General features: G+C 63.5%; 25 protein-coding genes. 11 read left to right on the forward strand and 14 right to left on the reverse strand.

Going from position 1 to position 26937, the window contains the following annotated elements:
- Window positions 1–54 precede the first annotated feature (54 nt).
- The 4 genes from L6639_RS04560 to L6639_RS04575 all read left to right on the forward strand — a co-directional run bounded on the left by L6639_RS04560 (window position 55) and on the right by L6639_RS04575 (window position 4208).
- Window positions 55–828, forward strand: a complete 774-nt coding sequence (locus tag L6639_RS04560; protein WP_237859192.1) for a Crp/Fnr family transcriptional regulator — start codon at window positions 55–57, stop codon at window positions 826–828.
- 181 nt (window positions 829–1009) lie between these two features.
- A complete protein-coding gene (locus L6639_RS04565; protein ID WP_237859193.1) occupies window positions 1010–2431 on the forward strand; it encodes an ABC transporter substrate-binding protein in 1422 nt (473 codons plus the stop codon).
- Window positions 2428–3339 (forward strand): ABC transporter permease, encoded by a 912-nt coding sequence (locus L6639_RS04570; protein WP_237859194.1) that lies wholly within the window; start codon window positions 2428–2430, stop codon window positions 3337–3339. Before L6639_RS04565 ends, L6639_RS04570 begins: the two co-directional genes overlap by 4 nt.
- Window positions 3336–4208 (forward strand): ABC transporter ATP-binding protein, encoded by an 873-nt coding sequence (locus L6639_RS04575; protein WP_237859196.1) that lies wholly within the window; start codon window positions 3336–3338, stop codon window positions 4206–4208. Before L6639_RS04570 ends, L6639_RS04575 begins: the two co-directional genes overlap by 4 nt.
- Before the next feature lie 139 nt (window positions 4209–4347).
- Here L6639_RS04575 and L6639_RS04580 read toward each other — a convergent pair whose 3' ends face one another.
- Window positions 4348–5406: a YeiH family protein gene (locus L6639_RS04580; RefSeq protein ID WP_237859197.1), complete on the reverse strand. Its 1059-nt coding sequence runs from the start codon at window positions 5404–5406 to the stop codon at window positions 4348–4350.
- A 130-nt stretch (window positions 5407–5536) separates the two neighbouring features.
- Window positions 5537–5755: a hypothetical protein gene (locus tag L6639_RS04585; RefSeq protein WP_237859198.1), complete on the reverse strand. Its 219-nt coding sequence runs from the start codon at window positions 5753–5755 to the stop codon at window positions 5537–5539.
- A gap of 259 nt (window positions 5756–6014) precedes the next feature.
- Between L6639_RS04585 and L6639_RS04590 the strand changes: the two genes are divergently transcribed.
- Complete coding sequence (locus L6639_RS04590) at window positions 6015–7928, forward strand: flavin-containing monooxygenase (protein ID WP_237859199.1); 1914 nt, start codon at window positions 6015–6017, stop codon at window positions 7926–7928.
- A 10-nt stretch (window positions 7929–7938) separates the two neighbouring features.
- Here the strand turns inward: L6639_RS04590 and ald are convergent, their stop codons facing one another.
- Window positions 7939–9054 (reverse strand): alanine dehydrogenase, encoded by a 1116-nt coding sequence (gene ald / locus L6639_RS04595; RefSeq protein WP_237859200.1) that lies wholly within the window; start codon window positions 9052–9054, stop codon window positions 7939–7941.
- A 136-nt stretch (window positions 9055–9190) separates the two neighbouring features.
- Between ald and L6639_RS04600 the strand changes: the two genes are divergently transcribed.
- The 3 genes from L6639_RS04600 (at window position 9191) to L6639_RS04610 (ending at window position 12702) form a co-directional block, all read left to right on the forward strand.
- Entirely contained in the window at window positions 9191–9670 is a 480-nt protein-coding gene (locus L6639_RS04600; protein WP_237859201.1) for an Lrp/AsnC family transcriptional regulator, read from the forward strand.
- A 90-nt stretch (window positions 9671–9760) separates the two neighbouring features.
- Entirely contained in the window at window positions 9761–12127 is a 2367-nt protein-coding gene (locus tag L6639_RS04605; RefSeq protein WP_237859202.1) for an Orn/Lys/Arg family decarboxylase, read from the forward strand.
- Entirely contained in the window at window positions 12124–12702 is a 579-nt protein-coding gene (locus L6639_RS04610) for a GNAT family N-acetyltransferase (RefSeq protein WP_237859203.1), read from the forward strand. Before L6639_RS04605 ends, L6639_RS04610 begins: the two co-directional genes overlap by 4 nt.
- 3 nt (window positions 12703–12705) lie before the next feature.
- Here the strand turns inward: L6639_RS04610 and L6639_RS04615 are convergent, their stop codons facing one another.
- The 3 genes from L6639_RS04615 to L6639_RS04625 all read right to left on the reverse strand — a co-directional run bounded on the left by L6639_RS04615 (window position 12706) and on the right by L6639_RS04625 (window position 14646).
- The gene (locus L6639_RS04615; RefSeq protein WP_237859205.1) at window positions 12706–12918 is read right to left on the reverse strand and encodes a hypothetical protein; all 213 of its coding nucleotides are present in this window, start codon (window positions 12916–12918) and stop codon (window positions 12706–12708) included.
- Between the two features lie 130 nt (window positions 12919–13048).
- Window positions 13049–13489, reverse strand: coding sequence for a flagellar basal body rod protein FlgC (locus L6639_RS04620; RefSeq protein ID WP_237859207.1), 441 nt, complete (start codon window positions 13487–13489; stop codon window positions 13049–13051).
- Between the two features lie 107 nt (window positions 13490–13596).
- Window positions 13597–14646, reverse strand: a complete 1050-nt coding sequence (locus L6639_RS04625; RefSeq protein ID WP_237859209.1) for a hydroxyacid dehydrogenase — start codon at window positions 14644–14646, stop codon at window positions 13597–13599.
- 240 nt (window positions 14647–14886) lie between these two features.
- Here L6639_RS04625 and L6639_RS04630 point away from each other — a divergent pair, with 240 nt between their 5' ends.
- The 3 genes from L6639_RS04630 (at window position 14887) to L6639_RS04640 (ending at window position 16489) form a co-directional block, all read left to right on the forward strand.
- On the forward strand, window positions 14887–15444 hold the full coding sequence (locus tag L6639_RS04630) for a thiamine pyrophosphate-binding protein (protein ID WP_237859211.1): 558 nt from the start codon (window positions 14887–14889) through the stop codon (window positions 15442–15444).
- Window positions 15445–15452: 8 nt separating this feature from the next.
- Window positions 15453–16049 carry a thiamine pyrophosphate-dependent enzyme gene (locus L6639_RS04635; RefSeq protein WP_237859213.1) on the forward strand — a complete coding sequence of 199 codons (597 nt, stop codon included), beginning with the start codon at window positions 15453–15455 and terminating at the stop codon, window positions 16047–16049.
- Window positions 16050–16126: 77 nt separating this feature from the next.
- Window positions 16127–16489 (forward strand): VanZ family protein, encoded by a 363-nt coding sequence (locus tag L6639_RS04640; RefSeq protein ID WP_237859215.1) that lies wholly within the window; start codon window positions 16127–16129, stop codon window positions 16487–16489.
- A gap of 58 nt (window positions 16490–16547) precedes the next feature.
- Here L6639_RS04640 and L6639_RS04645 read toward each other — a convergent pair whose 3' ends face one another.
- The 8 genes from L6639_RS04645 to L6639_RS04680 form a co-directional block, all read right to left on the reverse strand.
- On the reverse strand, window positions 16548–16931 hold the full coding sequence (locus tag L6639_RS04645; protein WP_128952734.1) for a DUF1236 domain-containing protein: 384 nt from the start codon (window positions 16929–16931) through the stop codon (window positions 16548–16550).
- Between the two features lie 111 nt (window positions 16932–17042).
- Window positions 17043–17930 carry a 2-hydroxy-3-oxopropionate reductase gene (locus tag L6639_RS04650; RefSeq protein ID WP_237859216.1) on the reverse strand — a complete coding sequence of 296 codons (888 nt, stop codon included), beginning with the start codon at window positions 17928–17930 and terminating at the stop codon, window positions 17043–17045.
- A gap of 12 nt (window positions 17931–17942) precedes the next feature.
- A complete protein-coding gene (hyi, locus tag L6639_RS04655) occupies window positions 17943–18728 on the reverse strand; it encodes a hydroxypyruvate isomerase (protein WP_237859217.1) in 786 nt (261 codons plus the stop codon).
- A gap of 11 nt (window positions 18729–18739) precedes the next feature.
- Window positions 18740–20530, reverse strand: a complete 1791-nt coding sequence (gene gcl / locus L6639_RS04660) for a glyoxylate carboligase (RefSeq protein ID WP_237859218.1) — start codon at window positions 20528–20530, stop codon at window positions 18740–18742.
- 152 nt (window positions 20531–20682) lie between these two features.
- Window positions 20683–22485 carry an adenine deaminase C-terminal domain-containing protein gene (locus tag L6639_RS04665; protein WP_237859219.1) on the reverse strand — a complete coding sequence of 601 codons (1803 nt, stop codon included), beginning with the start codon at window positions 22483–22485 and terminating at the stop codon, window positions 20683–20685.
- An 85-nt stretch (window positions 22486–22570) separates the two neighbouring features.
- A complete protein-coding gene (locus L6639_RS04670) occupies window positions 22571–23371 on the reverse strand; it encodes an NYN domain-containing protein (RefSeq protein ID WP_237859220.1) in 801 nt (266 codons plus the stop codon).
- A gap of 107 nt (window positions 23372–23478) precedes the next feature.
- The gene (locus L6639_RS04675) at window positions 23479–24327 is read right to left on the reverse strand and encodes an IclR family transcriptional regulator (protein ID WP_237859222.1); all 849 of its coding nucleotides are present in this window, start codon (window positions 24325–24327) and stop codon (window positions 23479–23481) included.
- Between the two features lie 194 nt (window positions 24328–24521).
- A complete protein-coding gene (locus L6639_RS04680; protein WP_237859224.1) occupies window positions 24522–26651 on the reverse strand; it encodes an acetate--CoA ligase family protein in 2130 nt (709 codons plus the stop codon).
- Window positions 26652–26937 lie beyond the last annotated feature (286 nt).

A 26937-nucleotide genomic window follows, 5' to 3' on the forward strand; every position in this document is an offset into this window, starting at 1 on the left:
CTGGCACGGACATTGCTCCTCTTTAGAACGATTTGAACGTTCCGGAGGCAGATAATGTTGCAGGCGGCAAGTGCAGTGCGCGGGACCGTCCCCCCGGCAGTTCGGCCTGCGGGCAGTTCCTCGCTGCTGCTGACCGAGAACCAGCAATGGATCGGCGGGCCGCCGCCGCTGATGGACAAGCTCAGCCCCCGAGAGCGGGAGCTGGTGCTAAAGCAGGGCCGGCGAAAGGTGCTCAACCGCGGCCAGACGCTGTTCAGTCAGGGCGGCAAGCATGACGGCATCTGGCTGATCGAAAGCGGTCGGATCCGCGTGTTCTACACCTCCCCGCTCGGGCGTGAGATCACACTGGCCTACTGGCATGTCGGCAATTTCGTCGGCGGGCCCGAAGTGTTCGAGGGCACCGTGCACCAATGGTCCGGTGTCGCGTCCAGCAATTGCAGCGTCGTGCACCTTCCCGGAAAGGAACTGCGGTCCCTTGCCTCAGAGATCCCAAGCCTTGCGATTGGGCTGATCGAGGGCCTCACCTTCAAGGGCAAATGCTATTCGGCGCTGGCGCAGATGCTGGGAACGCGCTCGATCACGCAGCGCCTCGCACATCTGCTGCTGCACCTCGTCGAGCTCTATGGCGTCGAGGATGTCGACGGCCGGGTGATTGCCGCGGCGTTCACCCATGCCGACATTGCCCACATGGTCGGTGCCACCAGACAATGGGTCACGATCAGCCTGAAGCGGATGCAGGAAAAGGGAATCGTCCTGACCAAGCGCTCGCAGATCGTGGTCTGCCGGACCGACGTACTGGAGGAAATGCGGGGCCACGCATCCGACTGAGGGAATTTGGGAGCAAGGCCGGTGCACAGGCAAGCGGCTTTATAGTGCAGGACTGCCCAAGGAGTATGCAATCAACTTTTCCCGGCAACTAATCGACTGCGGTGCTCATTCCGGGTTTGCCCAGCCGATGCCCTCACCCAATCATGGCAACCACAGCACATCCAACCGAATGAGGATGAGAATGGCCCGCCATCTTCCCACACTCTCAATCGCGATGTCGGTGACGTCGCTTGCGCTCTTAACTGCGCATCCGGCCTCGGCGGAAACCGTCACCCTCGGCATCGGAACGCAGGATACCACCACCAACACGGTGACCGCCGGCGTCGTGATCCGGCAGCTTCATCTGCTCGAAAAATATCTGCCGAAGGACGGCAAATATTCAAACATCAAGTTCGAGCTGGAATGGCAGAACTTCACGTCCGGCCCGCCCGTCACCAACGCGATGATGGCCAACAAGCTTCAGATCGGCATGATGGGCGACTATCCGCTGATCGTGAACGGCTTCACCTTCGAGAGCAATCCGGAGAGCAAGAGCCGATTGGTCGGCGTCGCCGCCTACAGCCTCGAAGGCTCCGGCAACGGCATCGTCGTCCACAAGGACTCGCCCTACTACGAACTCGCCGATCTCAAGGGCAAGCTGGTCAGCGTGCCGTTCGGCTCTGCCGCGCACGGCATGGTGCTGAAAGCGATGCAGGACCGCGGATACGGCTCCGACTTCTTCCAGCTCGTCAGCCAGAGCCCTGAGGTCGGCTCCACCAATCTCCAGGAAAAGAAGATCGATGCGCACGCCGACTTCGTCCCGTTCGCCGAGCTCCTGCCCTTCCGCGGCTTCGCGCGCAAGATCTTCGACGGCGTCGAAACCAATCTGCCGACCTGGCACGGCGTCGTCGTGCGAACCGACTTTGCGGAGAAATATCCCGAGGTCGTGGTCGCCTACTTCAAGGCGCTGATCGCCGCCAACCAGTGGCTGCGCGACGATCCCAAGCTCGCGGCCGAGAAGATCCAGGAATGGACCGGCATCAACAAGGAAGTCGTCTACATCTTCCTCGGGCCGAGCGGCAACATGACCACCGACCCAACGATCAAGCCGGCTCTGATCGATGCGGCCGCGACCGACGTCAAGGTACTCCAGAAGCTCGGGCGCATGAAGGAGTTCGATCCGAAGAAGTGGGTCGATGACAGCTACATCCGCAAGGCCTATGCCGAGATGAAGCTCGACTATGACGCGCAGCTTGCCAGCACCAAGAATTACGAAATCTCCGGTGAAGACAGCTTTTGCAAGAAGCCGATCACCGATCCGCGCAAGGCCGGCGAGGTCTGGGTGGATGAGGCCGGCATCCTGCCGTTCTCGTCCGCCGCCTGCACGCTTGGCGCCTATGCCGACTTCAAGGCCAAGGGCAAGAAGATCAACGTTGCTTACGTCTTCGACACCACCCGCGGCATCAAGCTGTTCGCCGACCAGGCCTTCTTCGCAGTCGGCAATGGCGACGTCGCGCCGTTCCTGCTGAAGAAGGACGCGGAGGCTTATGCCGCCAAGATCAGCGGCAAAGTGCTGGGTTTCGACGACGCGGTGAAGGCGGCCGTCAGCGGAGGCAAGACGTGAGCAGTCCCGCCCTCGTCAGACATCCCGAGGACAGCATGCCGGCAACAGCCATCGCCGAGGCGGGCCCTGCGCCCGCCGTCACACCCCCGGTCACACCGCCCTCTTTCGGCACGCTTACATTGCGCTGGTACCGGCTGAACCAGGGCCGCCTGCGTGCGATCGCGATCGGCGTGATCTCGCTGATTGCCTTCCTGCTGGTCTGGCACCTGCTCACGACCTATCGCGTCGTGTTCTTCGTGCGCTTCACCAACGTGCCTTCGCCGCTCGCGGTCTATGCGAGCTTCGCCAAGGCGATCCACGATCCTAAATTCCTGATGCACATCGTGCTGAGCTGCCGGCGCATCTTCATCGGCTTTTCGCTCGCCGCTGTTGTCGGCGTGCCGCTCGGCCTGATCATGGGCCGCTTCAAGTTGGTCCACGAGATCATCTTCCCTGTGGCCGAAGTGCTGCGGCCAATCCCGGCGATCGCCTGGGTGCCAATGGCGATCATGCTGTGGCCAACCAACGAGCAGAGCATCGTCTTCATCACCTTCCTCGGCTCGTTCTTCCCGATCCTGGTCAATACGCTGCACGGCATGTCGCTGGTCGATCCGGTGCTGGTCCGCGCGGCGCAATGTCTCGGCGCGCGCGAGCGCTCGATCTTTCGCGAGGTGTATTTTCCGGCCTCGCTGCCGCACATCTTCACCGGCCTTACCATCGGCATGGGCGTCGCCTGGGTATCGCTGATTGCGGCCGAGATGATCTCGGGCCAGTACGGCATCGGCTATTTTACCTGGGAGGCCTATTCGCTGGTTCAATACGCCGACATCGCGCTCGGCATGATCGCGATCGGCGTGCTTGGTCTCGGCTCGAGCCTGCTGATCCGGGGCGCGGGACATCTGGTGATGCCGTGGAGGTCGACGAGATGAGCGAGATGCTTGCGAGCAAACCGAAGGGCCATATCGAGGTCAGAAATTTCTCCCTCAGCTATGACAGCATCGAGGGGCCGGTTCAGGCCGTCACGGATACGCAGATCCATGTGAATCCCGGCGAATTCGTCTCGATCGTCGGCCCTTCAGGCTGCGGAAAATCGACGCTGCTCAATGCAGTCGCGGGCTTCCTCAAACCCACCACGGGCATCGTCACCGTCGACGGCGAGCGCGTGAACGGCCCCAGCGCCGAGCGCGGCATGGTGTTTCAGCAATACTCGCTGTTTCCCTGGAAGACGGTGCGGGAGAATGTCGAGTTTGGCCTGAAGATGCGCGGCATGGCGCGCTCGCAGCGCGAACGGGCGGCGCGCACGCTGCTCGGACTCGCAGGCCTCGAAGCCTTCGAAAAGCATTATCCGGAGAAACTCTCCGGCGGCATGAAGCAGCGCGTCGGCATCGTCCGCGCGCTCGCCACGGGGCCGAAGGTGCTGCTGCTCGACGAGCCCTTCGGCGCGCTCGACGCGCAGACCCGGGTCATCATGCAGCAGATCCTCACCAATATGTGGCAGCGCCTGAAGATCTCGGTGCTGTTCGTCACCCACGACATCGACGAGGCGATCTTCCTGTCGGATCGCGTCTACTGCATGACCGCGCGCCCGGGCTCGATCAAGGCGGAGATCCCGATCCCGCTGGAACGGCCGCGGCAGCAATCGATGATGATGTCGTCGGAATTCCTGGCGCTGCGTCGCGGACTGATGTCGCTGATCCGCGAGGAGAGCCTGAAGGCGATGGGCGGCGAGATCAACGACCTGGGTATGCAGGGGCTCAACATCGAGCTGCACGGCCATTCGCTGGCGGATGTGATTTGATTTAGCTCGACCTGCCTGCGGAAATGACGGTTTCGTAGGGTGGGCAAAGCGGAGCGTGCCCACCACCTTTCTCAATCAGAACCGATCGTGGGCACGGCGCTTTCGCGCCTTTGCCCACCCTACGGCAGTGTCGCCTTGATCACTTGAACCAGTGCACCAGCGCGATGCTGATGCCGAGCAGCAGCATCAGCGACAGCGTCACCGCGGCCGTCACCCGGCCGCCGACATTGGCGAGCACTTTCACATCGACGCCGAGGCCAAGCGCAGCCATCGACACCACCGTCAAAAAGCTCGTGATCTTCGTCACCGGTCCCACCACCGTGGCCGGCACGATCTCGAGCGAGCGCAATGTCGCCAACGCAAGGAAGCCGAGGATGAACCAGGGGACGAGGCGGAAGAAGCCGACATTGGTCTTCTTGGCGCCGGTCTGCCAGCGCGAGGCGACGAGCGAGAGGCCGACGACCACGGGACCGAGCATCAGCACGCGCATCAGCTTGACCAGCGTGCCGATCTGCGTGGAGATCAGGCCGGCCGGCACCGTCGCCGCGAGCACCTGTGGCACGGCATAGACGGTTAGCCCTGCGAGAATGCCGTACTGCGTGGCGGTGAGCTGCAGCAACGGGATCAGCAGCGGCAGGCCGAGCACCATCATCACGCCGAGGATGGCGGTAAAGGAAATCGAGGATGCGATCTCGTCGCTGTTTGCGCCGATGATCGGCGCAACCGCGGCGATCGCGGAATTGCCGCAGATGGAATTGCCGCAGGCAATCAGGATCGACAGCCGGGTCGACAGCCCGAGCATGCGGCTCAGACCGAAGGAGACGCAGAGCGCGATCACCACGACTGCGGCGATCGAGGCGAGCAGCGCAATGCCGGAGGCCGCGATGGCGGCAAAGCTGATAGACGCGCCGAGCAGCATGACGGCGACTTCAAGCAGCTGCTTGGCGCTGAAGGCGATGCCGGTCTGCCAGCGCGGCGCCGGCTTCCAGAAACTGCGCAGGGCCATCCCCAGCAGGATTGCCATCACCAGCGCCTCGACATAGGGGTGCTCGAACACGCCGAGTTCGGCCCGCTCCAACAGGGCCGAGACACCCGCCACGGCGATGCACAGGAGAATGCCGGGAATCAGCGCGACGACGCGGCTAGCGGCAGTGGTCGGCTTGGCGTCGGCCGGGCTGGATGCTTGATTCTGCGACACAAATCTCTCCCTGAGGAGAAAGATTTATACGCAGCACTGCTCGGTTGGGGAATAAGTTTTCGACATATCAGGGCCGAGGTAAGTTTGATCCTCGACGTGGAATAATCTGGCTCAGAACAACAGGTCGGTCTTAGAAGAGCAGATTCTTGGCCAGCGAAGCCACGTGGCTGAAGCTGTCATAGACGCCGGGCTCGAAGAACGCCGCACGCGCAAGCACGATGCCTGCGACCAGCGTCCAGAACACACCCGTGCCGGCCCGCAGCAGCAGCTTTGACGCGCGGGACTGCGGCTGGCTGTCCGTTGCGGACACCAGTTGCTCGCCGAAGGGCTCAAATCCAGTGCGTTCCATGGCCGTCAATCCACCAATTTCTGGATGGAATGTCGTCGTTTCGGCCCAAAACGGCAATGGAAGCGATTGGCGTTTTTGACCCCTTGAGGGGAAACTCCTTCCGCCGGACCATCCTGCGGCAATAGTTTTCTTCTTTCGCCCTATTTGGGCACCGGAGCCGGGGCCCCGAGGTCGGCCGCGTGGACGATTCCATCCGTGTCGACTAGCCTGCCGTCGCCCGCAGGTCCGTTGCTGGATCGCCGGAGATCAGAAGAAGACGATGAACATCGAGTCTCCCCGCAAGCCCCTCGACCTTGCCTCGGCCATTGCGGAAGCCGACATCCGCTGCCTCCTCATGGTGCTGGTGCACATGACCGGGGACGAGCGCTGGCTCGGACCGCCGTACCTGCCCAAGCGCGACATCCGCTTGATCCCCGATCCCGAGGCTGGCGTCCCCCGAGAGATCCAGGACGAGATCCGCGCCGCCGTGGTCGAGCTCTTTGCCGACGGCGGCACGCCATCACCCGTCATCACTGATCCCGGCGAAGAGATGCTGCTCAAGATGATGCGTGCCTGTCTCGGCGAGAACGTCGCGCCGGAATATGCGCCGCTGATGCGCGAGGAGATGGGCTTTGTGTCGCGCAAGGCGCGATGGACCAAGCGGCCGCTGGACGAGAAGCTCGCCGCGCAGCATGTGCTGATCGTCGGCGCCGGGGTCTGCGCCATCGCGCTGGGAGTGGCGCTCGGCCATCTCGGCATCCCCTACACCATCGTCGAGAAGAATGCCGAGCTGGGCGGCACCTGGTGGATCAACCGCTATCCCGGCTGCGGCGTCGATACGCCGAACCACTCCTATTCCTACTCGTTCGGCTCGGGCAGTGCCTGGACGCGCTATTTCTGCCAGCGCGAGGAGCTGCTCGGCTATCTCCTGAAAGTCGCCGATGAATACGGCATCCGCGAGCATCTGCGCGTCAACACTGAGCTGACGGCATCGCGCTGGGATGACAACAAGCGGCGCTGGATCTCGACGCTCAAGACAAGCAACGGCGAAGAAACCTTCGAATCCACCGCGCTCGTCTCGGCCATCGGCCAACTCAACGATCCCTCGCGCGTGCACTTCAAAGGCGAGGAGGGGTTCAAGGGAACGATCCTGCATTCGGCGCTATGGTCCGATAACATCAACCTCGACAGCAAGCATGTTGCTGTGATCGGCACAGGCGCGACGTCGATGCAGCTGGTGCCGACGATCGCTGATCGCGTCGCCTCGGTCACGGTGTACCAGCGCAGCGCGCAATGGGCGCGGCCGGTGAAGGGCTATGCCGATCCGATCACCGAAGGCGCACGCTGGCTGCTCGCACATCTGCCGTTCTATGTTCAATGGTACCGCTTCAACATGTTCTGGCGCTACGGCGACGGCCTGCTGCCGTTCCTCCGCAAGGACCCGGCCTGGCCGCATCCGGAGCGCGCCGTCAACAAGGCCAACGACCGGCACCGTCAGGAGCTGACCGACTTCATCCTGTCAGAGCTGAAGGACCGGCCCGACCTGATCGCAAAATGCGTGCCGACCTATCCGCCCTATGGCAAGCGCATCCTGCTCGACAACAACTGGTTCAAGACGTTGGCGCGAGACAATGTCGAGCTGGTCACCGATGCGATCGACCACATAGACGAAAGCGGCATTGTCACTGTTGACGGCACGCACCGTCCCGCCGACACCATCGTGGTCGCCACGGGTTTCAAGGTGACGGAGATGGCGGCGCGCCTTAATATCACCGGCCGCGACGGCAAAAATTTGCGCCAGGCCTGGGCCAACGACAACCCGACCGCGTTTCTCGGCCTCACCGTGCCCGATTTTCCCAACTTCTTCTGCATGCTCGGGCCCAATTCCGGCCCGGCGCATGGCGGCAGCGTCATCTTCCAATCGGAATGCCAGAGTCGCTACATCTCGGCTTGCCTCGTCAAGATGATCGAGAACGACCTCGCCGCGATGGACGTCCGCCGCGAGGTACTCGACGACTATGTCAGCAAGGTCGATGCCGAGCACGAGGCAATGATCTGGACCCATCCAGGCATGAGCACCTACTACCGCAACGCAAGCGGACGCGTGTTCTCGGCGATGCCGTGGCGGTTCGTGGACTACTGGCGCATGACACACGATCCGGACATACGGCAGTACAGACTGACGAAAGCGTAGGTTCGCGGCTCTACGCCGCGAGCCCGCTTCCCACCGGCGCAAATTCCAGCCCGAGGCTTTCCGCGACCGCCTTGTTGGTGATACGGCCGCGATGCACGTTCAGCCCGTTGCGCAAATGCGGATTTTCCAGCACCGCGGCAAAGCCCTTGTTCGCCAGCATCAGGCCGAACGGCAGTGTCGCATTGTTCAGGGCCTGGCTCGACGTCACCGGCACCGCGCCTGGCATGTTGGCCACGCAATAGTGCACGACGCCGTCGACCTCATAAGTCGGCTCCGCGTGCGTCGTCGCATGCGAAGTCTCGAAACAGCCGCCCTGGTCGATCGCGACGTCGACCAGCACCGCGCCCGGCCGCATCGATTTCAGCATCGCGCGCGTCACGAGCTTCGGCGCGCTCGCGCCCGGTACCAGCACCGCGCCGATTACGACGTCGGCGCTGAACACTTCCTCTTCGACGGACTCGATCGTCGAGAAGCGCGTGCGCACACGTCCGGCGAAGAGATCGTCGAGCTCGCGTAAGCGTGGAATCGAGCGGTCGATTACCGTGACTTCGGCTCCGAGGCCTGCAGCCATCCGTGCGGACTGCGTTCCCACCACGCCGCCGCCCAGCACGACCGCGCGCGCCGGCTGCACGCCGGGCACGCCGCCAAGCAGCAGGCCACGACCGCCGGCCGACCGCTTGAGCGCGGCGCCGGCGGCCTCGATTGCGAGGCGGCCGGCGACTTCGCTCATCGGCGCGAGCAGGGGGAGGTGGCCGGCCGCGTCGGTGACGGTTTCATAGGCGATCGCAGTGCAACCGGAGGCGAGCAAGCCCTTGGCCTGTTCCGGATCCGGCGCGAGGTGGAGATAAGTGAACAGGATCTGGCCTTCGCGGAGCTGGGCCCATTCGCCCTTCTGCGGCTCCTTCACCTTCACGATCATCTCGGACTTGGCGAAGATGTCGCTTGCGCTCGCCGCAATGGAGGCCCCTGCCCGCTGGTACACCTCATCGGACGCGCCGATGCCACTGCCGGCGCCGGTCTCGACCGTCACCTGGTGCCCGGCCGCGATATATTCGCGGACGGCGCCCGGGGTGAGCCCGACGCGATATTCCTGCACCTTGATCTCCTTGGGCACACCGACACGCATCCTGCTGGCCTCCTTTTGATTCCTTTTGAGATCGTAGCGAGGTGGCCGGTTTGGTTTCGTGCAAATATCCGCTAGCTTGGACCTTCCCGCGCCGGTTTCGGTCGCGGAAGTGCCCATTCACGCCGGAAACAAAACCTTGGCCCTCGACCGCAAAGACCTCGCCATTCTCGCGGAACTCACGACCAATGCGCGCGCCAGCCACACCGAGCTTGCCAACAAGGTGGGCCTGTCAAGCACAGCGCTCGCGCGACGGCAGAAGGCGCTGGAGGATGACGGCTACATTCAGGCCTATCAGGCCGCGCTCGACCTTACCCAGTTCGGCCTCACCACGACGGTGCTGGTCCGCATCGCGCTGGAGAGCCAGAGCGACGAGGCGCTGAAGGCGTTCGAGGCGGAGGTGGTGAAGTGCCCTTCCGTTGTGCGTTGCTTCCTGATGTCGGGCACCGACGACTACATCCTGATCGTGCTCGCCCGCGACATCCAGGATTTCGAGCGCATCCATCGCACAGAGCTGTCGCGCCTGCCGCGCGTCGCGCGGGTGCAATCGAGCTTCGCACTGCGCGAGGTCGTCAACCGCGCCGTGCCAACCGTGGTGTTCGGCGAGACGAAGCGATAGAGCACGTCCTGCGCTCGATTGCCGCCACTGTCATAGAACTGTCATCGAATGTGCAGAGACCTGTCTGTCTCTGCACATTCGGGACATGCCATGGACTATTTCAAGCGCTTCAACTTCCTGTTCGCCGCACCTGTGTTCGACGCCGACGACCTGGAAGGTCTCCGCTTCAACCAGATCATCGAGGAGATCCAGCGCTCGGGCTTCGAGGTGGTCCGGGCCCGCAAGCTGGAAGACGCCGAGATCGCGGTGCAGACCGATGCCGCGATCGGCTGCATGGTGGTGGACTGGGGCAAGAAGGGTCTTGAGGGCAAGACCTCGGCGCTGATCAATTTGATGCGGCGGCGGGGTCTCGATTTCCCGATCATTCTTTTGATCCGGCGCAAGCGCTTCGAGGATTTGCCGGTCGAACTGCTCGACTTCATCGATGGCTATGTCTTCCTGTCGGAAGAGACCCCGCCCTTCATCGCCAAGAACCTGATCAGCCGGCTGAAACAATATGCCGAGACGCTGAAGACGCCGTTCTTCGGGGCGCTGGTCGATTATGCCGAGGAAGGCAACCAGCTCTGGACCTGTCCGGGCCACAATGGCGGCGTGTTCTACAACCGCAGCCCGATCGGCCGGGTGTTCGTCGAGCATCTCGGCGAATCCGTGTTCCGCGACGACCTCGACAATTCTGTGCTCGACCTCGGCGACCTCCTCACCCATGAGGGACCGGCGCTGAAGGCGCAGAAGGAGGCGGCGCAGATCTTCGGCGCGGAAAAGACCTATTTCGTGCTCAACGGCACCTCGACCTCGAACAAGGTTGCGCTCGGCGCGCTCGTCACCGACGGCGATCTCGTGCTGTTCGACCGCAACAACCACAAGGCCGCCCATCACGGCGCGCTGATGATCGGCGGCGGCATCCCGGTCTATGTTCCCACCATTCGCAATGCCTGGGGCCTGATCGGCCCAATGCGCTGGGATATGCTCGACGAGAAGGCTCTGCGTGAGACCATCCGCAATCACCCGCTGGTGACGGACAAGGACGCCTGGCGCAAGGAGCGGCCGTTCCGCGTCGCTGTGGTCGAGCAGTGCACCTATGACGGCACGATCCACAATGCCGAAATGATCCTGAAGCGCATCGGCCATCTCTGCGAATACATTCTGTTCGACGAGGCCTGGGCCGGCTTCATGAAATTCCACCCGCTCTATACCGGCCGTTTCGCCATGGGTCTCGCCAACCTTCCGCCGGAGGCGCCCGGCATCATCGCGACGCAGTCGACCCACAAGCAGCTCGCGAGCTTCTCGCAGGCCTCCCAGATCCACATCAAGGACCGCCACATCCGCGGCCAGAAACGGCGCGTCGAGCACCGCCGCTTCAACGAAAGTTTCATGCAACACGCCTCGACCTCGCCGTTCTATCCGCTGTTTGCCTCGCTCGATGTCGGCGCGCAGATGATGAAAGGCCGCTCCGGCGAAGTGCTGTGGGACGACACGATCCGCCTCGGCATCGAGCTGCGGAAAAAAATCCGCGCGATGCGCCGCGAGTTCGAGGAGAAGGAGCAGAATTGGGACCGGCGCTGGTTCTTCGAACCGTTCGTGCCGGATCGAGTCGCCATCCCCGATGTCAGTCGCCCAGGCGCTGCGCACAACGTCGCCTGGGAGACGCTGTCGACCGACGAGCTCGCCACCAATCCCGCGCTCTGGCAGCTCGGTCCCGACAGCACCTGGCACGGCTTCCCCGGTATGGCCGAGGGCTTTGCCATGACCGATCCGAACAAGCTGACGCTGCTCACTCCCGGCTTCGACCGCACCACCGGCGCCTATGCCGAGCACGGCATCCCCGCCCCGGTCGTCGCGCAATACTTACGCGAAAACCGCATCGTGCCCGAGAAGAACGACCTCAACTCCCTCCTCTTCCTGCTGACCCCCGGCGTCGAGGCGAGCAAGGCTGGCACCTTGATCTCCGGTCTCGTCGCCTTCAAGAAGCTACACGACGACAATGCGCTGCTGGGCGACGCGATTCCGGAATTCTACCAGCGGCGTCAGGCGCGCTATGCCGGCGTGCGGCTACGCGACCTCTGCGCCGAGATGCACCGCTTCTTTCGGGATGCCAATGTCAGCGCCCTCCAAGCACGACAGTTCATGCCCGAGCACATGCCTGAGATCGCCATGTCGCCGCGCGATGCTGCCCGCTATCTGTTCAAGAACGACGTCGACTATCTGCCGATTGAGGCAATCGCCGGCCGCATCGCCACCACGCCTTTCGTGGTCTATCCGCCCGGCATCGCCACCATCGTCCCCGGCGAGCGGCTGACGGAACGGGCCAAGCCCATGATCGATTATCTCAAGATGTTCGAGACCTGCTTCAATACCTTCCCAGGCTTCGATGTCGAAATCCAGGGCGTCTACAAGGAGATCGATGCCAAGGGCCGCATCGGGCTCTATACCTACGTCGTTGCCGAGCCGAGCCGATGAACGAGACAGCGATTGCACGCACCGACGACGAGCCGGTCCTGATTCGGCCGTCACGCGAGAGCGATGTCGAGGCGATGCTGGCGATCTATCGCCATCACGTCCGCAATGGCGTGCCCCGCGACGTCGAGGGAACCGGCGCGCCGGAGCCCGACGATCTTCGCGACCGGCGCAGGAATTTGAAGCAGACCCGCCTGCCGCATCTGGTCGCCACCTGGCGCGGAGAGGTCGTCGGCTATGCCTATGCAGTGCTGTTTCGCAAGCGCCCGGCCTATCGCTACACGGCCAAGCACTCCATCTACGTCCACCACGACCATCTCGGCCGCGGCGTCGGACGGCTCCTGCTCGGGGCAATGATCGATACGTGTGCTGCGGCAGGTTTCCGCCAGCTGATCGGCTATATCGATGCTGACAACGCACCCTCGCTGGCATTGCACGAAAGGTTCGGTTTCGGGCGCGCTGGGCTGCTCTGCGGCGTCGCCTATCGCCACGGCCGCTGGTCCGACACCGTCATGGTGCAACGTTCGCTCGGCGCGGGGACGACGGCACCCCCGCCTGTCACGGCACCGGGCCGCTAGCCCTCACGACGGAAAATCGGACGGTCTGACCTGGATGCGATCGGCATGCAGCGACCAGTGATGCAACGCCTGGTCCTTGCAGAATTTTGCCTTCGCCCGCTCCGTGGCCTCGATCTCGTCGATAGCGTCGATCTCGAGCGTACCCTGACAAACTTCGCTCTGCCGGCCGCACTCCCCGAGCACGTCCTTCATGAACCTGACGACATAAGTTGACATGGGACCTCCTGCTGCCCCGGCAGCACTTTAATCCCATTTAGGCCGGATGGGGGAGGAAGATTTTGAGCTGGATCAAGGCAACGCGTCGGTTCCTGCCACCGATGCGTCCGTCGATACCGTCCGGCAGCAATCACGCCATGATGTCGAGCAGGGACTTTTCCGTCTCGGAATAGGCCCGAATGACCTTGGCGTTGGCCATGAAGCTGTATTTTGCGGTCGCCAGCTGGACGAATTGGTCAGCAAGATCGACGTCAGGCGCAGCGACCAGGCCGTCCTGGTTTGCGAAGGGAGCGCTTGGGTCGGGTTGTGCGGTATAGCTCGGCGACACCGTCGACACGGTCGCGGCAGTACCGCCCGGCGTCGAGCCGCTCGATTGAGAGACCTGATCGACTCGCAGCGGCACATAGGCTGCGGGATAAGTCGAACTCGTGCTCGAACTGCCGCCACTGCCCGAACCGCTTGACGCGGGCAGCGGCCCAGTCGTGCGGACATTGGCAATGTTGCTCGCGGCTACGTTCGCGCGCAGGCTCGCCGCAGACAGTCCTGACGTCGCAATCGAGAGGATGCTCATGGACCCTGATCTACAGGACAAGTCATACGCGTTCACTGACGCAATCGGTAAAATCCGTCGCGTTCTGTTGTCATCCAGGTAACCTGCGCCGGCAGCGCTTCACGCCCCTACCCCGGCGTCACGCCAAAGGCCTGCCTGAAGCGCTCGGCATAGACGGGCCAGACCTCGGGATTGATGATGCGCGGCGGGCGTTTGCCGTCGAGCGTCTCCAGCACCTGCTCGGCCGCGATGCGACCCATGTTCTGGCGCGCTTCGATCGTCACACCCGCGGTGTGCGGGCTCGCCAGCACGTTGTCGAACTGCAGCAGCGGATGCTCCGGCGGCGGCGGCTCCTTGGACCAGACGTCGAGACCGGCACCGGCGATGCGCTTGTCGCGGAGCGCCTGGAGCAGCGCATCCTCGTCGTGGATGAAGCCGCGCGCAGTGGTGATGAAATAGGCGTGCGGCTGCATCAGGCCGAATTCGCGCACGCTGATCATGTTGCGGCTGCCCTTGTTCAGCGGGCATGAGATAGAGACGAAATCGGCCCGACGCAGCAATTCGTCAAGCTCGACCTTCTCGCCGCCCCGCTCGGCCATCACCTCCTTCGAGAGGTAGGGATCGTAAGCCAGCACCTTCATGCCGAGCAGGCCCTTGCAGAGCGCGGCGATGCGGCGGCCGACATTGCCGAGACCGATGATGCCGACGGTCTTGTGCTCGACCTCGTTGCCGACGAGCTCGTTCCGATTGACATTGGCCTCGCGGCGCAGCCGGCGATCCGACTGGATGATACGCTTGGACAGGGTCAGCATCATCGCCAGCGCATGCTCGGCCACCGAATGCGCGTTGCCGCCGGACTGGTTGACGACCAGCACGCCCGCATCCGTGCAGGCTTCGACGTCGACAGGGTCGAAGCCCGCGCCGTTGCTGGAGACCAGGAGCAGGTTTGGGGTGCGCTTCAGGAGGGCGGCGTCGACATGGAAATGCGGCGCCAGCTCGTCGCGCGCGGCACCGATCTGATACACATGCGCCGCGCCCAGGATCGGGGCGTAAAAATCCTCGGGGCTCTCGTTCTCGATGCGGTCGAGCCGCACGTCGGACCGCGCCTTCAGGATGTCGATGTACACAGGGTTGGCCAGGTATTTGACGTAGAAGACACGCTTGCTGTTGACCGACATCAGGACCCTTCCGGCTCTCTCACGGAGGTTCGCAAGGTCAGCGCCACGCGCGCCCCTCTCCTGGCGTTCCTCCTGTTCCTCATTATCCCGCTTATGGCATGGCGATGCCGGCCACGGCAGCCCGTCTGGCGCAGATCACGGTGCTGGCCTGGACATGTTGACAATCCCGTCCGCTCCGTCAAGTTCGACAAACGCCACGACGGCCAAAGAAGAAGCATGCGCGGCGCAAGGGAGAACGCAATGGCTGGTGCGGAGCAGCATAGTTCGATGCAGGCATCCGGCGACAAGAGCTGGCATGGCATCGTCCTGCAAACCCTGAAGCGGAACGAGATCAGCCTGATCCCCTACGTGCCCGACCGGGTGTTGACGCCGCTGATCAAGAATCTGCACGCCGATCCTTTCTTCACGACCTTTGCCACCGCCCGCGAGGAAGAGGCCGTCGGCATCGTCTCGGGCGCCTGGATGGGAGGCCGGCGGGGCGCAGTGCTGATGCAGACCTCGGGCTTCGCAACGCTGGCCAACACGCTCGCCTCACTCGCGGTGCCCTACCAGATCCCGCTAATCATGTTCGTATCCGAGCGCGGCACGCTTGGCGAATTCAATTACGGCCAGTCGCTGGTCTGCCGCACCATGCGCCCTGTGCTGGATTCGCTGGCGCTGGAGCACCACACCATTACTAGGCTCGACGAGCTCGAATTCATCGCCGACCGTTCGATCAAGCAAGCCGTCACCACACAGGCACCGGTGGCGCTGATCCTCAACCCGCTGCTCACGGGCGGCAAGGTCTTCGACAAGTGAGCGCCGCCATGGACACGCGCAACACCAAAGTGATGAACCGGTTCGACATCACCTCGCGCCTGATCGCAAAACTAAAGCAGGAGGAAGCGGTGATCGGCGGCATCGGCAACACCAATTTCGACCTCTGGGCCGCCGGCCATCGTCCGCAGAATTTCTACATGCTGGGCAGCATGGGGCTCGCCTTCCCGATCGCGCTCGGCGTGGCGCTGGCGCAGCCCGATCGACGCGTCTTTGCTTTGGAAGGTGACGGCTCACTGCTGATGCAGCTCGGCACGCTCTCGACGATCGCGGCCTTGAAGCCGAAGAACCTCATCATGATCGTCATGGACAACGGCATCTACCAGATCACTGGAGCGCAGCCGACGCCGGCTGCGGGCGTCGCCGATCTCGTCGCGATTGCACTGGGCTCGGGACTCACCAACAGCGCATGGGCCGCGGACGAAGAGGATTTCGAACGGCTGGTCGACCAGGCCATGTCGGTTGACGCGCCGAGCCTGATCGCGCTGCGCATCGACGACAAACCCGGCGTCGGCACCACCCGCCGGGATCCCGTGCAGATCCGGGAGCGCTTCATGCACGGCCTCGGCGTGCGCGAGCCGCTTTAACATTTCGTCATTAACTACACGGCGATCTGATCCGCATCCCGAGACAGGCCTCGGCCGATCCGTGCTAAGCGGTGCGGATGTCCATTCTTGTTCGCGCCTTTGCCTGGCTGCTCGCCGCCGCCGTGACCTTTGCAACGCTCGGGCCTCCGAGCCTGCGTCCCCATTCCGACCTCAGCCAGGACGGCGAGCATGCGCTTGCCTTCCTCCTGGTCGGGCTGGCCTTCGGCCTCGCCTATCGGCAGCGCCGCCTGTCAGTGGCGGCCGTCGCGGTCGTGCTGATTGGCCTGCTCGAACTGATGCAGCTCTGGGCGCCCGGACGCCATGCGCGGCTGGAGGATTTTCTCGTCGATGCCGGCACTGCCTGTATCGGCTTCGCGCTCGCGGCCGTCATCGATTGGGTCATGACCCGGTTTCGGGCAGGCTCGGCCCTGACAAGTTGAGGCCCTGCGCAGCGACGCTCCGCAGGGCCCTTTTTCTTCAAAATCCTTATCGCGCCGATCAGTCGATGATCTTGATCACCCGGCGTGTGCGCGGCTCGACGATCACGCGGCGATCATTCACCACGGCGTAGCGATACTGGGTGTAATTCGGTACCGGACGCAGCACGACGGTCGGGGGTAGCGGCTCACCTACCACGACGCGCTCCTGGACCACGACAGAATCATCGCGCGGGATGCCGCCGAGGATCGCATTCGGAATTTCGAGGCCAGCGCCGACTGCCGCACCCACGGTACCGCCAACCATCGCGCCGATTGGGCCGCCGACTTCGCCGCCCGTGCGTGCGCCGTTCCTGGCGCCTTCTTCGGTCGTCGACTGAGCAAAGGCTGCACTCGACGCCAGCAGCGACGCAGCAGCCAACGAGATCACAAGACGGGTCTTCATATCCACGCTCTCCAGTGTTGTTGTGCGCCATCAACCGCGGGGCCGGAGCATTGTTCCGGTTCCCGCGTGATGAAACCCACATCAACACCGCGACTGTTACCGCGTAACAATTCAGGCTGCGGCGATCTCGTGACCCGCCATCAGTTCCAGCGCCCGTACCATGGCCGAATGATCCCAGCCCTTGCCGCCATGCGCGGTACAGGACGAAAACAATTGCTGCGCGACCGCCGTGCTCGGCAGTGAGAGGCCGAGAGCGCGCGCGCCTTCGAGCGCAAGGTTCAGATCCTTCTGGTGCAGTTCGATTCGGAAGCCCGGATCGAAATTGCGCTTCACCATGCGCTCGCCATGCACTTCGAGAATCCGCGACGAGGCAAAGCCGCCCATCAGCGCCTTGCGCACCAGCGCTGGATCGGCACCGGCCTTGGAAGCGAACAGCAGCGCTTCGCTCACCGCCTCGATCGTCAATGCCACGATGATCTGGTTGGCGACCTTGGTCGTCTGGCCGTCGCCATTGGCGCCGACATGCGTGACGTTCTTGCCCATCTTGTCGAAGATCGGCTTCATGGTGCCAAAGGCGCGTTCGGGCCCGCCGACCATGATGGTGAGGCTCGCCGCCTTGGCGCCGACCTCTCCGCCCGACACCGGCGCGTCAAGATAATCCGCGCCGAGCGCCTCGATCTTCTTCGCGAACTCCTTGGTCGCCAGCGGCGAAATCGAGCTCATGTCGACGACGATCTGGCCCTTGGAAATGCCGCTCGCGACACCGTCCTTGCCGAACAGCACCGCCTCCACATGCGGGGTGTCAGGCACCATGATGATGACGACATCCGCCTCCTCCGCGACCTCCTTGGCCGATTTGCAAGGGACGCCGCCAGCCGCGATCAGCTCCGGCCCGACTGGCGCGACGTCATGCAGGAATACGCGATGGCCCGCGGCCAAGAGATGGCCGGCCATTGGCCGCCCCATAGTGCCAAGTCCGATGAAGCCGATGTCGATCATGTCTTGATATCCTCAGGTCTCAAATGTCTGCGCGGCGTGCCACGACAGGCCTTCCAGCGTCGTGGTGCGCGGCTTGTATTCGCAGCCGATCCAACCGCGATAGCCGATCGCGTCGAGATGGCGGAACAGGAAGGGATAGTTGATTTCCCCAGTGCCGGGCTCGTGTCGGCCGGGATTGTCGGCGAGCTGGATGTGGGCGATCTCAGGCAGATATTCCTGCATGGTGCGGGCGAGATCGCCCTCCATGATCTGCATGTGATAGATGTCGTACTGGACGAACAGATTGTTCGACCGCACCTCGGAGATGAGCTGGATCGCCTGCTCGGTGCCATTGAGGAAGAAGCCGGGGATGTCGAGCGTGTTGATCGGCTCGACCAGCAGCTTGATGTTCTCGCGGGCCAGCGTCGAGGCGGCAAAGCGGAGATTGCCGACCAGGGTCTCCTGCAGCTCACGCGGATCGGCGTCGACAGGCGCAATGCCGACGAGGCAATTGAGCTGCTCGCAATCGAGCGCCTTGGCATAGTCAATGGCACGGAACACGCCATCGCGGAATTCGGAGGTGCGATCGGGCATGATCGCGATGCCGCGCTCGCCGGCGGCCCAATTGCCGGCGGGCAGATTGTGCAGCACCTGGCTCAGTCCGTGAGCCTCCAGCTGTTCGCGGAGCTGCGCCTTGTCGAAGTCGTAGGGAAAGAGATACTCGACCCCCGCAAAGCCTGCCGCCTTCGCCGCGGCGAAGCGGTCGATGAACGGCATCTCGTTGAAGAGCATGGTGAGGTTGGCCGCGAATTTCGGCATGTTACTGTCCCCTATTCTGCCGGCTGCAAAACGCCGGGCCGCGTAACCCCGACCTCATCGAGCGGCAAGTCCAGCACTTCCTCGAACTCGACGATGTTGTCGATCTCGGTGCCCATCGCAATGTTGGTGACGCGTTCGAGGATGAACTCGACCACCACGGGCACGCGATGCTTCTTCATCAATTCGCGCGCGGTCGCGAACGCGGCCTGCGTGTCCTTGGGATCGGTGACCCGGATCGCCTTGCAGCCGAGGCCTTCGGCGACCGCGACATGGTCGACACCGTAGACGCCGATCTCCGGCGCGTTGATGTTCTCGAACGAGAGCTGGACATGATAATCCATCTCGAAGCCGCGCTGGGCCTGGCGGATCAGGCCGAGATAGGAATTGTTCACGACGACGTGGATATAGGGCAGATTGAACTGCGCCCCGACCGCGAGCTCCTCGATCAGGAACTGGAAATCGTAGTCGCCGGAGAGCGCGACGATGTCACGATCCGGGCACGCCGCGCGCACGCCGAGCGCTGCCGGCAAGGTCCAGCCGAGCGGCCCCGCCTGCCCCGCATTGATCCAGTTGCGCGGCTTGTAGACACCGAGGAACTGTGCGCCGGCGATCTGCGACAGGCCGATCACGGTGACATAGGTGGTGTCGCGGCCGAACGCCTTGTTCATCTCCTCGTAGACGCGCTGCGGCTTGATCGGGACATTGTCGAAATGGCTCTTGCGCAGCATGGTCTTCTTGCGATCGCGGCAGGCCGCGGGCCACGCCTGGCGCTCGCGGAGCCTGCCGGAGCGTCGCCACTCCCTGGCGACGGAAACGAAGAGTTCGAGCGCGGCCTTCGCGTCCGAAACGATGCCGAGATCGGGGTTGAAGACGCGGCCGATCTGGGTCGGCTCGATATCGACATGCACGAAGGTGCGGCCCTTGGTGTAGGTCTCGACCGAGCCGGTGTGCCTGTTGGCCCAGCGATTGCCGATGCCGAGCACGAAATCGGACTCCAGCAGCGTGGCGTTGCCATAGCGATGGCTGGTCTGGAGGCCGACCATGCCAGCCATCAGCACGTGATCGTCGGGGATCGCGCCCCATCCCATCAACGTCGGCACGACCGGGACATTAGCGATCTCGGCGAACTCGACCAGCAGGTCCGAAGCGTCGGCATTGATGATGCCCCCGCCCGCGACGATCAGCGGCCGCTCGGCGGCATTGAACATCTCCAGTGCTTTCTCGACCTGCTTGCGCGTGGCGGTGGGCTTGTACACCGGCAGCGGCTCATAAGTTTCGTCGTCGAACTCGATCTCGGCGAGCTGCACGTCGAGCGGCATGTCGATCAGCACCGGCCCCGGCCGGCCCGAGCGCATCACATGAAAGGCCTGGCTGAACACACGCGGCACCAGTGCCGGTTCGCGCACGGTCACTGCCCATTTCGTCACCGGCTTTGCGATCGACTCGATGTCGACGGCCTGAAAGTCTTCCTTGTAGAGCCGCGCGCGTGGCGCCTGTCCGGTGATGCAGAGGATCGGAATGGAATCGGCGATCGCCGAATAGAGCCCCGTGATCATGTCGGTGCCGGCCGGCCCCGAGGTGCCGATGCAGACGCCGATATTGCCGGCCTTGGCCCGCGTATAGCCCTCAGCCATGTGCGAGGCACCCTCGACATGCCGCGCCAGGATGTGGCGGATAGAGCCGCGCTTCTTCAGCGCCGAGTAAAGCGGATTGATCGCAGCCCCGGGAACACCGAAGGCGGTCGAGATGCCCTCCTTCTCCAGGATTCGCACGGCTGCATCGACGGCTCGCATCTTCGCCATATCGGACCTCGCTCAAGTTGCGTCAGCGAGCGAGATCATCGGGCGCGCGGGATGCGATCTCAACGAGATCGATTATATTTTCCACGATGCGGCAGCCGTTGGAAAAACACGGCGGTCTCAATTGGTTAGATCGAGCCATGCGTGAAAGCTGCTTACTCGAACAGCGGCGCCAGCTCCATCTGCGGTACCAGCACGAGGCCCTTGTCGGTGATGCGAATTTCCGGAATGACCGATAGCGGAATCAGATTGAAGCCCATGTAGGGAATGGTGCAGCCGGCCTCGGCCCATTCCTTCTTCAACACCTTGACCTCTTCAGCCACTTCGATAACGCGCTTGTCGGATAACAGTCCCGCGATGGGCAGCGGCACCAGCGCCCGCACCTCGCCGTCGGCGACGACGCAGACGCCGCCCTGCTTTTCCTCGATCGCCGATATCGCCACCTGCATATCGGCCTCATTGGTTCCGGCGACGATGAGGTTGTGGCTGTCATGGCCGACGCTGGAGGCGACCGCGCCGCGCTTCAAGCCGAAATCCTTCAGCAGGCCGTAAGCGACGTTGCCGGCCGACTTGCCGTGGCGCTCGACCACGGTGACGAAGCACATGCCGTAGCGCGCGAACAATTCTGGCCAGTCCTTGGCGGGCTCGATCGCGACCTTCTCATGGATCAGCGTAATGCCCGGCAGCGCGGTCTTGATGGCGTTGACGGTGCAGGCCTTCGCCGGCAGCTCCGGCGTCAGCCTGATTTTCCTCGGCAGCTTCACGGTCGCGTAGGCCGCCTTCGGATATTGATAGCGCTGCGATAGCGCCTGATCGAGACGCGGCGTGATCTTGCGGTTCTCGACCACGAGTTCGCCGCCATACCAGGTCGATTGCGGCGTGAGATTGTCATCCATCAGCACGAGATCGGCGCGGCGGCCGCCGCCGAGCCCGCCGATATCTCCCTCCATGCCGAAGCGGGTGGCGCCGTGCAGCGAACCCATCGACCAGGCCTGCTCCGGCGACATCCCCGCCTTCACCGCCTCGCGCACCACCCAGTCGAGGCCGAACAGCAGAAGGTCGTCGGCGTCGCGGTCGTCGGTGCAGACGGCGGTGCGCTTGTGCGAGGCCCCGAGTTCGGTGATCGTGCGGATCGCCTGCGGCAGCGAATGCCAGGGCGTTGTCGGCGGCCCGCCGCGCAGGAAGATCCAGACGCCTGCATCGAGCAGATCGTCGGCGATGTCGCGGTCGATCGCCTCATGCGTATCGGTGACGCCCGACGCCGCGTAGGCCGCGACGAATTCGCGGCCATAAACATGGCCGGACACCGGTCGTCCGCGCTTCAGGGCCGCCGCCAGGATCGCGTGGCTGCGCTCGTCGCCCATCGTGACAGGCACGAAATCCATCTTCTCGCCGAGCGCGACCGCTTCAGGCCAGCGGTCGAACAGGCCGGCGATCTTGTCGGGCGTGAGGTCTCCCCCGGCGGTCTCCAGCTCCGCCGAAGTCGCCGGCACCGTGCTCGGCACCGTCAAGAAGATCGACAGCGGCGCCTCGCGCGCGTCCTCCAGCATCGCCTCGACGCCGGCGACGTCCATGACATTGCCGATCTCGTGGCTGTCGCAGAATATCGTGGTGGTGCCGTTCAGCAAAGCGGCCTCGGCATAGGCACAGGCCGTCACCATCGAGGATTCGATGTGGATGTGCGGATCGACCAGGCCCGGCGCGATGATGCCGCCGGCGGCGTCATACAGCGGCACGTCGCTCCACGTCTTCTTCGCCGTGCCTGACGGCTTCACCGCTGCTATGCGGCCGCCGGAGATCCAGACCTCCCGCCCCGGATGGATCCGCTCCGAATAGGTCGAGAGCACCCGCGCACCTGATATGACGAGGTCGGGCGCCACGCGGGCGGAGGCGACGTCGGCGAGACGGCGTGTCATTGCGTGCAGCGGCGCAACGGCAAATCGGGTGAGTTTGGACATCGGGGCTCTCGCGTAACGTTACGGCCCAGCGATGGTTACGCCCTGCGAAACGCCGGGCAAGCCCAAATATAACGGCACGCCCTGCTTACGCCTTAGGCGGCGAGCCGCCTGCCGTCCGCGACCTTGCGGCTCTGCGCGGGTTCCGCGTTCTCGGCGGTGTTGCGGCAGCGGGCTTGACCCGAATCCGCATCGACCGGCCTTTCGGCTCATCGATTTCGAACGAATTCGTCTTTCGCACAAGGTCGCTCAGCTTGCGGAAGCCAAAGGTCCTCGGATCGAAATCGGAGGCCAGGTTTGCGAGCTGCCGGCCAACTTCCCCAAGGGTGACCCAGCCGTCTTCGCTCTCCATCTGGGTGATGACCTTCTTAATAATGGGCGCAGCCGCATCAGGGGGCTGGAGCGGCGTGGATTTCGAGGCGGCATCCTGGGAGTTCGCCGCGCCAGCAAGCAGGTTCTCCGTGTAGACGAACCTCCGGCAGGCCTGCCTGAAGCTTTCCGGCGTCTTCTGTTCGCCGAACCCAAAAACATCGACGCCCTGCTCCCGGATGCGGGCGGCAAGCCGGGTGAAGTCGCTGTCGGACGACACCAGGCAAAAGCCATCGAACCGGCCGCTGTGAAGCAGGTCCATCGCGTCAATGACCAGGGTTATGTCCGACGCATTCTTTCCCGTCGTATAGGCGAATTGCTGCTGCGGTATGATGGCGTGCTTCGACAGGATGTCGGCCCAGCCTCTGGATCGCGCATTGGAGAAGTCGCCATAGATGCGGCGAACGCTGGCCTCGCCGATCTTGGCAATCTCCGCGAACAGTCCATCCGCGATCTTTGCGGAAGCATTGTCGGCATCGATCAGGACAGCGAGACGGGGCGAACGGAGCTCGGAAGGCATGACATTCCCCAAAAGGACGCGACAACGGTGGATTGGTATACCGATGTCGAGGCCCCCGCCGCCAGAGCTGATTTCCTTCAACGGGCACGGTGGACCACCAACCCAGCTTAGGCCGGTTTCACCACCGGGGTGACACCCCCGAGCGCAACCGTCAGTTCCGCCGCGACTTCGCGTACGACGCGTCCGATCTCGGGCAGGCGAGCGTCGCTGACGCGGCTGGTCAGGCCGGATACCGAGATCGCGGCGAGCGGCTCCGCAAGCGCGTTGTAGACCACGGCCGCGACGCAGCGCAGCCCCATCTCGGCCTCTTCGTCATCCACCGCGTAACCTTGCTTACGGATCGTTGCCAGCTCCTTGAAAAGATCGCTCGGCCGTACGATGGACTTTTCCGTGAGTCTCGGCATGCCGTGATGACGGATGACGGCGCCGACGTCATCGTCGGAATAAGTCGCAAGGACCGCCTTGCCGACGCCTGACGTCACCATCGGAACGCGACCGCCGACCTTGGTCAGCGAGCGCATGATCTCGCGGCTTTCCATGCGGGTCAGCACGATGATGAATTCGTCGTCGACCACGGCAAGGTTGGCGGTCTCGCGGGTGAGATCGCGCAGCTTGCGCAAATAGGGAATTGCCTGCGCCGTGAAATTGCGGCGCCGCGCAAAGCTCGCGCCGACGGTGAAGCTGCGGACGCCGACATGCCATTTGGATTCGGCGCGGTCGAACTGCACAAAGCGGCGGCTCTCGAGCGTCGCCAGCAAGCGGTGCACGGTCGAGGCCGACAGCCCGGTGCGGACCGCGAGATCGCTGAGACGATAGCCTTCGTCGTCCTCAGCCAGTGTTTCGAGTATCGACAGCGCGCGGCCGACAGACTGCACGCCGCCGTCACGCGCGTCGGGCTCAGCCTCCGATGGAGAGCGAGGCTCGAGCGATTTGCGCCGGATCACGTTCTTGCTCATCGCGACCTGACCGTTCTCCCTCGCCCCGCTTGCGGGGAGAGGATCGGGGTGAGGGGGAGCTTCCACGCGGACGGTGACAAAGAAACTCGCGGAGAGTCCCCCTCACCCGAATTGCTTCGCAATTCGACCTCTCCCCGCGTACGGGAGAGGCGAACAACCATCCGCTCCGGATCATGCCGAAGCGGCATCTCGTCTCAGAGCAGGCCCGCCCCGCGCGCCCACTTGTACTTGGCGCCAAGCACCTCAACCGGAAGTTCGGTCGAGTAAGCATAGGCCGGGATGCCGTTCTGGTAGAGATATTCGGCCGCTTCCTCGACTTCGACGTCGCCGGCGAGGGAGGCGACGATCGGCTTCACAAAGCCCTTCGCTTCCATCTCCTTCTTCACCTCGACCATATTGCGGGCGAACACCATCGGCGGCGTGACGATGGTATGCCAGTAGCCGAGGATCAGCGAGTGGATGCGCTCATCCGACAAACCGAGCTTCACCGTGTTGACGTAGGTGATCGGCGGCTCGCCGCCGGTGATATCCACAGGATTTCCGGCCGCGCCAAACGGCGGGATGAACTTGCGGAAGGCCGCGTCCAGATCCGGCGGCATCGACATCAGCGACAGGCCGTTGTCGACGCAGGAGTCCGACAGCAGGACGCCCGAGCCGCCCGCACCGGTGATGATCAGCACGTTCTCGCCCTTCGGCGTTGGCAGCACCGGCACGCCGCGAGCGAATTCGAGCAGCTGCCGCAGGCTGCGGGCGCGGATCACGCCGGACTGCGCCAGCACGTCCTCATAGATCTTGTCGTTGCCGGCGAGCGCGCCGGTGTGCGACGAGGCCGCCTTAGCGCCGGCCGAGGTGCGGCCGGCCTTGAGCACGACGACAGGCTTCTTCTTGGAAACGCGCTTGGCGGCTTCCGCGAAGGCGCGGCCGTCCTTGAGGTCTTCACAGTGCTGCGCGATCAAGTTGGTGTTCGGATCCTGCTCGAAGAAGGCGAGCAGATCGTCCTCGTCGATATCGGACTTGTTGCCGAGGCCGACAATCGCGGAGACGCCCATCTTGGCCGAGCGCGAGAAGCCGATGATGGCCATGCCGATGCCGCCCGACTGCGACGACAGCGCCGCGTGGCCCTTCACGTCGTAGGCCGTGCAGAAGGTCGCGCAGAGATTGGCGGGCGTATAATAGAAGCCGTAGATGTTCGGTCCCATCAGGCGAATGTCGTACTTCTTGCCGACCTCGACGATCTCGGCCTGGAGCTCCGGCGCGCCGGCCTCAGCGAAGCCCGACGGGATCAGCACCGCGCCCGGGATCTTCTTCTCGCCGCATTCGGTGAGCGCCGCGGCCACGAATTTCGCGGGAATCGCGAACACAGCCGTGTCGATCACGCCAGGCACGTCCTTGACGCTCTTATAAGCCTTGTAGCCAAGGATCTCTGAGGCCTTGGGGTGGATCGGATAGATCTCGCCCTTGTAGCCGCCGTTGATGAGGTTCTTCATCACGGAGTTGCCGATCTTGCCATCCTCGGCGGAAGCGCCGACTACGGCGACGGCCTTCGGCTGCATGATGCGGCTCATCGCCGCAACAATCTCTTCGGTCGGGCGCGGCTTCGGCTTGGGCTTGTAGGCGAAGTCGACGACGATGCGCACGTCGGCCGCAATCGCGTCCTTGGCGGTGGCGAAGACAGGGTTGAGGTCGAGCTCGACGATTTCGGGGAAATCGGTGACGAGCTGCGAGACCTTGACGATGACGTCGGCCAGAGCGGTGCGGTTCACCGGCTCGCCGCCGCGCACGCCCTTCAGAATCTCGTGCGCCTGGATGCCGTCGAGCATCGACAGCGCGTCTTCCTTGGTCGCCGGAGCGAGGCGGAAGGTGATGTCCTTCAAGACCTCGACCAGCACGCCGCCGAGGCCGAAGGCGACCAGCTTGCCGAACGAGCCGTCGGTGATCGAGCCGACGATGACCTCAGTGCCTCCGGCCAGCATCTGCTGCACCTGGATGCCCTCGATCTTGGCATCGGCCTTGTACTTCTTGGCGTTGCCGAGAATGGTCTCATAGGCCTTCTCGGCATCCTCCGCCGTCTTGACGCCGACAATGACCCCGCCGGCCTCGGTCTTGTGGAGAATGTCCGGCGAGACGATCTTCATCACGACAGGGAAGCCCATCGACGACGCCATCTTGCCGGCCTCGCCGGCCGACTTCGCCACGCCCTCTTTCGGCACCGGAATGCCGTAGGCGTCGCAGACCACCTTACCTTCGGGGGCGGTCAGGCTGGTGCGTTTGTCGGCCTTGACCTGGTCAAGGACCTTGCGGACGACGTCTTTGGAATTGGACATGAGCTTCTCCCTTGACCTTCAGTTCTTGCTTTGCAAAGCGCGCATATGCGGCTGCCCGTGATACTTGCCATCGCCGCGCTCTGTTCCACCTAGCGGAACGGAGCGGCGAAAGGCCTTGATTACTCCGCCAGCTTGGATCAAAAATGGCTAGCGATGGCATTTGGTATGCCAGAAGCCAACTTGTCAAGCCAGAGCAGGACCGATAACGCCGTAAAAAATAGCCAGCTTGACATTCTGGCATGTGGTATGCCAAAAACTTTCCAGTAAATATTCCTGTAAAAGACGA

Source organism: Bradyrhizobium zhengyangense (assembly GCF_022012555.1).
GTDB lineage: Bacteria > Pseudomonadota > Alphaproteobacteria > Rhizobiales > Xanthobacteraceae > Bradyrhizobium > Bradyrhizobium zhengyangense.

Bases quoted from the DNA above. Each gene is read 5' to 3' on its own strand.
- L6639_RS04560 (WP_237859192.1), top strand. From the start codon at position 55: ATGTTGCAGGCGGCAAGTGCAGTGCGCGGGACCGTCCCCCCGGCAGTT.
- L6639_RS04565 (WP_237859193.1), top strand. From the start codon at position 1,010: ATGGCCCGCCATCTTCCCACACTCTCAATCGCGATGTCGGTGACGTCG.
- L6639_RS04575 (WP_237859196.1), top strand. From the start codon at position 3,336: ATGAGCGAGATGCTTGCGAGCAAACCGAAGGGCCATATCGAGGTCAGA.
- L6639_RS04585 (WP_237859198.1), bottom strand. From the start codon at position 5,755: ATGGAACGCACTGGATTTGAGCCCTTCGGCGAGCAACTGGTGTCCGCA.
- L6639_RS04590 (WP_237859199.1), top strand. From the start codon at position 6,015: ATGAACATCGAGTCTCCCCGCAAGCCCCTCGACCTTGCCTCGGCCATT.
- ald (WP_237859200.1), bottom strand. From the start codon at position 9,054: ATGCGTGTCGGTGTGCCCAAGGAGATCAAGGTGCAGGAATATCGCGTC.
- L6639_RS04605 (WP_237859202.1), top strand. From the start codon at position 9,761: ATGGACTATTTCAAGCGCTTCAACTTCCTGTTCGCCGCACCTGTGTTC.
- L6639_RS04610 (WP_237859203.1), top strand. From the start codon at position 12,124: ATGAACGAGACAGCGATTGCACGCACCGACGACGAGCCGGTCCTGATT.
- L6639_RS04615 (WP_237859205.1), bottom strand. From the start codon at position 12,918: ATGTCAACTTATGTCGTCAGGTTCATGAAGGACGTGCTCGGGGAGTGC.
- L6639_RS04620 (WP_237859207.1), bottom strand. From the start codon at position 13,489: ATGAGCATCCTCTCGATTGCGACGTCAGGACTGTCTGCGGCGAGCCTG.
- L6639_RS04625 (WP_237859209.1), bottom strand. From the start codon at position 14,646: ATGTCGGTCAACAGCAAGCGTGTCTTCTACGTCAAATACCTGGCCAAC.
- L6639_RS04630 (WP_237859211.1), top strand. From the start codon at position 14,887: ATGGCTGGTGCGGAGCAGCATAGTTCGATGCAGGCATCCGGCGACAAG.
- L6639_RS04635 (WP_237859213.1), top strand. From the start codon at position 15,453: ATGGACACGCGCAACACCAAAGTGATGAACCGGTTCGACATCACCTCG.
- L6639_RS04640 (WP_237859215.1), top strand. From the start codon at position 16,127: ATGTCCATTCTTGTTCGCGCCTTTGCCTGGCTGCTCGCCGCCGCCGTG.
- L6639_RS04645 (WP_128952734.1), bottom strand. From the start codon at position 16,931: ATGAAGACCCGTCTTGTGATCTCGTTGGCTGCTGCGTCGCTGCTGGCG.
- L6639_RS04650 (WP_237859216.1), bottom strand. From the start codon at position 17,930: ATGATCGACATCGGCTTCATCGGACTTGGCACTATGGGGCGGCCAATG.
- hyi (WP_237859217.1), bottom strand. From the start codon at position 18,728: ATGCCGAAATTCGCGGCCAACCTCACCATGCTCTTCAACGAGATGCCG.
- gcl (WP_237859218.1), bottom strand. From the start codon at position 20,530: ATGGCGAAGATGCGAGCCGTCGATGCAGCCGTGCGAATCCTGGAGAAG.
- L6639_RS04665 (WP_237859219.1), bottom strand. From the start codon at position 22,485: ATGTCCAAACTCACCCGATTTGCCGTTGCGCCGCTGCACGCAATGACA.
- L6639_RS04670 (WP_237859220.1), bottom strand. From the start codon at position 23,371: ATGCCTTCCGAGCTCCGTTCGCCCCGTCTCGCTGTCCTGATCGATGCC.
- L6639_RS04675 (WP_237859222.1), bottom strand. From the start codon at position 24,327: ATGAGCAAGAACGTGATCCGGCGCAAATCGCTCGAGCCTCGCTCTCCA.
- L6639_RS04680 (WP_237859224.1), bottom strand. From the start codon at position 26,651: ATGTCCAATTCCAAAGACGTCGTCCGCAAGGTCCTTGACCAGGTCAAG.